The sequence below is a fragment of the Carboxylicivirga sp. M1479 genome, from assembly GCF_007097485.1.
In the GTDB taxonomy this organism is placed as follows: Bacteria; Bacteroidota; Bacteroidia; order Bacteroidales; family Marinilabiliaceae; genus Carboxylicivirga.
Genome location: NZ_VKDE01000072.1, coordinates 1 through 5050, shown reverse-complemented (window position 1 = coordinate 5050; position 5050 = coordinate 1). Strand labels below are relative to the sequence as shown.

Annotated in this window: 4 protein-coding genes; all 4 read right to left on the bottom strand. The window is 42.3% G+C overall.

What is annotated here, in order from left to right; all coding sequences use genetic code 11:
• Positions 1-335, bottom strand: a 335-nt coding sequence (locus FNN09_RS20785) for a hypothetical protein (RefSeq protein ID WP_221932557.1), incomplete at its 3' end; no start/stop codon positions are given.
• 292 nt (positions 336-627) lie between these two features.
• Entirely contained in the window at positions 628-2118 is a 1491-nt protein-coding gene (locus FNN09_RS20780) for a Gfo/Idh/MocA family protein (RefSeq protein WP_143304411.1), read from the bottom strand.
• Between the two features lie 17 nt (positions 2119-2135).
• Complete coding sequence (locus tag FNN09_RS20775; RefSeq protein WP_143304410.1) at positions 2136-3542, bottom strand: sulfatase; 1407 nt, start codon at positions 3540-3542, stop codon at positions 2136-2138.
• 123 nt (positions 3543-3665) lie between these two features.
• A partial coding sequence (locus tag FNN09_RS20770) for an arylsulfatase (protein ID WP_143304409.1) occupies positions 3666-5050 on the bottom strand: 1385 nt, incomplete at its 5' end.

Below are 5050 nucleotides of genomic sequence, written 5' to 3'. Positions count from 1 at the left end.
GGAATATCATCCCAGTTGCTAACATCAAAGTCAGGTTGATAAAAATCAATAGGACGTTCATTCGGGTGTTTCACCCAGTTAAACTTCCAGTTACCATCCAATGATTGCCAGTAGGCCGAGTTTTCAGGCAATACCTTACGGGCACTTTCTACACTTTTAAAAGAGTAAAAAGTAGCTCTCGGCTGCTCTTTGTTATGGGCAATGTGAGCTGGTGATTCCCACTCTTTACCTGTAGGTGCCTTTTCATCGCCATAGGTAAAGCCATCAAGCTGTGCTGAGGCAATATGACCATGAGCTAAAAAGCACACCATCCATATAATTATAATTTGTTTCATGTTTATAATTTTTATTTGTTGCATGCAACCCCAATAAAATTCAATCATTCACTTGTGCGTTAACTTGAATAATTAAAATTTACATGGTGTTTCACAATACAAGATTCTTTTATTCCTAAAAGCATAAGCGTATCTATGTGCACCTGTAACTATCAATATAATTTGTTCTTATCATTATGCTTATTACTCGATAAGCATAATGATAAGAACAAAAAACGCGACTCACCAGATACTTTTTGAAAGCAAAAGGTAAGTCACGTTATAATTATTATCATGTCCTACCTTTACTTAATTAATGCACATTCAACTGTTTATCTGAATCCGCTTCTTTCAGGTTACGAACCCCAGTTGTACCACCACCTTTTAAAGTTAGTTCAACCGGCTTATTGGTCTCCCATTTACCACGGGTAAAATCTGGAATAGCAATTGGCTTAGAACCGTTGGCAATAGACCACTCACTCAATGGGGTAATACAGCTCCATGCAGCAGCATCGTATACATCCATATCCATTGGTAAGCCGTTACGTAAACAGTCGATCAAACGCCAGTCCATCATAAAGTCCATACCACCGTGACCACCAACCTGCTTGGCCATTTCTCCAATGCGTCGTACAATTTCCGGTGTGTACTTTTCTTCCAGCTCTTTCATCTTGGCATCATCGGCTTTCTTATGTCCAAAAGCAATGTGTTTGAGGGGCCATTTCTGTGCAAAACACTTGGTACCACTCAACATATGGATACGTGAGTAAGGACGTGGTGAGCTGATATCATGCTGAATCATCATGGTACGGCCTTTCACGGTACGAATCATCTGCATATCCATGTTACCACGCATCTCTTTACCGATGAACTGCTGTAAGTCCGGACGGTCAGGTGCCAATTCTTTAATGCGGTGCTTCAAAGTGAAATCATCAGACATCATGGCGGTCAGATAATCCATACGGTCACCACGGTTAATGTCCATAGCCTGGCAAATAGGGCCTAAACCGTGTGTTGGGTAAACATTGGCCTTGCGTGTATTCTCGTGCAAGCGCCAAAGCTTATCGTAAGCACCATCACCACGTGGCTTGTCATCCTGTGGCTTGTTAAAGTGCCAGTAATCCAAATCGTGGATATAAGCGCCTTCGCCATGCACCAGGTCACCAAAAGCACCCTGACGAGCCATGTTTAAGGTCAATAATTCAAAGAAATCGTAACAGCAGTTTTCTAAAATCACACAGTGCTTTTTAGTCTGCTCCGATACTTCAACCATCTCCCAACATTCGTCCATGGTTTTGGCTGTTGATACCTCTACAGCTGCATGGCTACCTCCACGCATAGCTGCTAAAGCTACCGGCACGTGCCATTCCCATGGTGTAGCAATATAAACCAGGTCAACTAGCCCGCTATCACAAAGGGCTTTAAAAGCAGTATCGCTACCAGTAAACTCTTTAGCCTTAGGCAGGCCCGCTTTAGCCAGTGAAGCCTGAGCTCCATCGATAGCTGCCTGACGCGTATCACAAATGGCAGTGACTTCAACACCTTCGATAAAACCCATGCGGTCAACGGCTCCAATACCTCTGTCACCAATACCTACAAAACCAACACGAACTTTATCCAATTTTGGTGCAGCATAACCACACATATTAAAATCCATTTTAGGCACACGTTCTGCATTTTTTCGGATATAAGCGACTGCTTCTTTTTCACCTGCTTTTGGATTACAAGCTGCCATTGGAGCTGCGGCTGCAACACCGGCTGCCAATCCCATATTTTTTAAAAATGATCGTCTATTTGTTGTCATTTCTCTATATTTTAATTTTACAATTCTTTTCCTTCATGAATAGCCTTTTCTGCTTCCTGTGCCAGTTTAAGTATCTGCTTCACCACTTTGGGGTGCTGAGCGGCTATATCGGTTGTTTCGCCTAAATCATTACCTAAGTCATAAAGGAACATTTCATTAGCGCCTTCAGCATTGTATTTTTTCTTAAACACCAGCTTCCAATTCTGATAACGCACACTCATCAAACCGCCCCTGGCTCTATAACCATAGATAGCCTTGTGTGGAGAAACTGCGCCTTCTTCCTGCCGCATCAGATTTTGAATGTCCTTTCCATCAATTGGCCGGTCGGTCGGTATCTTAGCACCGGCCACATTGGCAAAGGTGGTGAACAGGTCCATGGCTGTTACCGGTTCGTCACAGGTGGTGCCAGCAGGAATATTGTTTGGCCAGGTCATGATACAGGATACACGAATACCACCATCATAACGTTCCTGGTATTTTCCCTCACGTAACACATGCTTTCTGGTTGGGTCGGTAAAACCGAATTTGCCATAGCAGTTCTCCAGTTCTTCATCCTTATATATCAATGGTCCGTTATCTGAAGAAAACACAATGATGGTATTGTCCTCAATTTTAAGGCGTTTCAGGGTATTCATGATGATTCCCACTGAACGATCCAGGTATTCCACCGCATCGCCATAAGCTGCTGCCTTACTCTGGCCTTCGAATCCTTTAGGTACAAACCAGGGCGTATGGGTTTCAATATTGGCATATTGTAAGTAGAATGGTTTCTTATCCTCTTTTACCGAGCGGTAGATAAATTTACAGGCTTCACGGGTAAACAAGGCCGGTAACTCCGCTAAATCGTTATTATCGCATCGCTTTATCACCTGTGCCTGCTCAATCAATGGAATAGCCGGATCACTCACACCATTAGGACGCCAGCCACTGTTACCAATACGTTCCGGTCCGTGATCGTTAGGGTAAGGGATACCCAAAAACTCATCGAAACCATGTACACAAGGCAGGTACTGTGGCAGGTGCCCCAAGTGCCACTTGCCATACAAGCCGGTCTTGTAACCTTGTTCTTTCAACAACTCGGTAATGGTCACTTCCATCTCATCTTCCAGTCCTGTTTTAGAGTGAGGAAACAGCACATACAGTCCTTTGCCTTCGTTGACACGAGGGGCATAGCGCCCTGTTAACAAGGCAGCACGTGAAGGTGTACAAGTACCGTGGGGCGCATAGAAATTTGTGAACTTCATTCCTTGTTCAGCTAAAGCGTCCAAATTAGGAGTAGAGATATCTTTTGAACCAAAGCAGCTCAAATCGTCAAAACCAACATCATCGGCCAGGATGTGAATAATGTTCGGTTTTTGAGCATAAATGTTGTTTGCAAAGATTTGCAAAGACAAGACTAAAATTACAAATAGTAACTTCTTCATTTCGATATTATTTGGTAATGTTTTTACTTAAAATAAAATTATAAATCTATAAAACAAACACTACTTTGTATAGTAAGTTGTTTGTATCATTAAAGGTATATTAATCCTTACATGATAATGAAATCAATTCATCCGATCACCCAATACGCTTTGCCTGAAGTCAANAATAGCAGCAGCTTCATGCTCTTCCTGCATTACTTTCTCTATTTGAACAACAATATCGGGATATTTCTCAGCCAGATTCGTTTTTTCTGCAATGTCTGTTTGAAGGTCATATAGCTCCAATTTCCCTAATTCTGTATTACTATTTGTTCTTATGCCTTTCCATCGCCCCATGCGAACTGCCTGTTTTCTACCTAATTCCCAATATAAAACATCGTGCTTTTTCTGCTTACCTGAACCTGTTAAGGTTGGCAACATCGATATCCCATCGGTATATTCAGGAATAGGCTCACCGGCCACCTCACATAGTGTTGGAAGTACATCCCAAAAAGCGGAAACGTGGTTAGTACTTGTTCCGGGTTTAATTTTCCTCGGCCATGAAGCAATCATCGGAACACGTATCCCTCCTTCCTTGAAAGATCCTTTAATCTCACGATTGCCGCTGCCTAAAACACCAGCACTTTCAAACCACTGTGAATTAGCACCACCGTTAAAGGTTGGCCCGTTATCCGAAGAGAATATAATGAGGGTATTGTCATAAACACCAAGCTCTTTTAGTTTTGCCACCAGCTTGCCTACATTTTCATCAAAGTAGGAGACCATACCGGCATAAGCGGCCTTGGGGTTACGGTGAGGATAATAGCCTTTATTACCCAGATAAGCTTCTTCGTCGCCAAACTTCTCAACATAATAATCGGTCCAGCGTTGTGGCACCTGAAGTGCTACGTGAGGAATTAAAGAAGCCCAGTAAAAAAAGAATGGCTCATTTTTATTCTCTACAATAAAATTTTCCATTCCGGCATACATCACATCTTCTGCGTAATCATTTTGTGCGTAGCGTTGGTAACTTTTCGGATCATTCGGATCGAGATTTTCAGGTAATTTTTCGCCCAAGGGTATTGCCTCATTATTAAGATATAATCGCTTATCATTCTCATAAATAAAAGGTGGGTAATAAGTATGGGCTATACGTTGGCAAATATATCCGATAAAATAATCAAAACCCTTTTTGGTTGGTATACTATTAGTATGTGGAGCTCCCAAGCCCCATTTACCTGACATACCCGTTTTATAACCCGCCTTTTTAAGGATTGATGCCAGCGTTTCAGTTTCATCCAGCATAGGCAAATGGCCTTCCAGTGTTGAATCTTCCTGCATGGCAAACAGATCATGAACAGCTCCCCGTGAAGGCCAGGTATTATTGTTTCGAATATCTGTATGCCCGGTATGTTTTCCGGTCAATAAGACACTTCTGGATGGAGCACAAACAGCCGAACCGGAATAGTGTTGCGAAAAAATCATTCCTTCTTTGGCCAATTGGTCGATATTGGGTGTTTCTATTTTCT

Excerpts from the sequence above, each read along its gene's own strand:
- FNN09_RS20780 (WP_143304411.1), bottom strand. The coding sequence starts at position 2,118 with ATGACAACAAATAGACGATCATTTTTAAAAAATATGGGATTGGCAGCC.
- FNN09_RS20775 (WP_143304410.1), bottom strand. The coding sequence starts at position 3,542 with ATGAAGAAGTTACTATTTGTAATTTTAGTCTTGTCTTTGCAAATCTTT.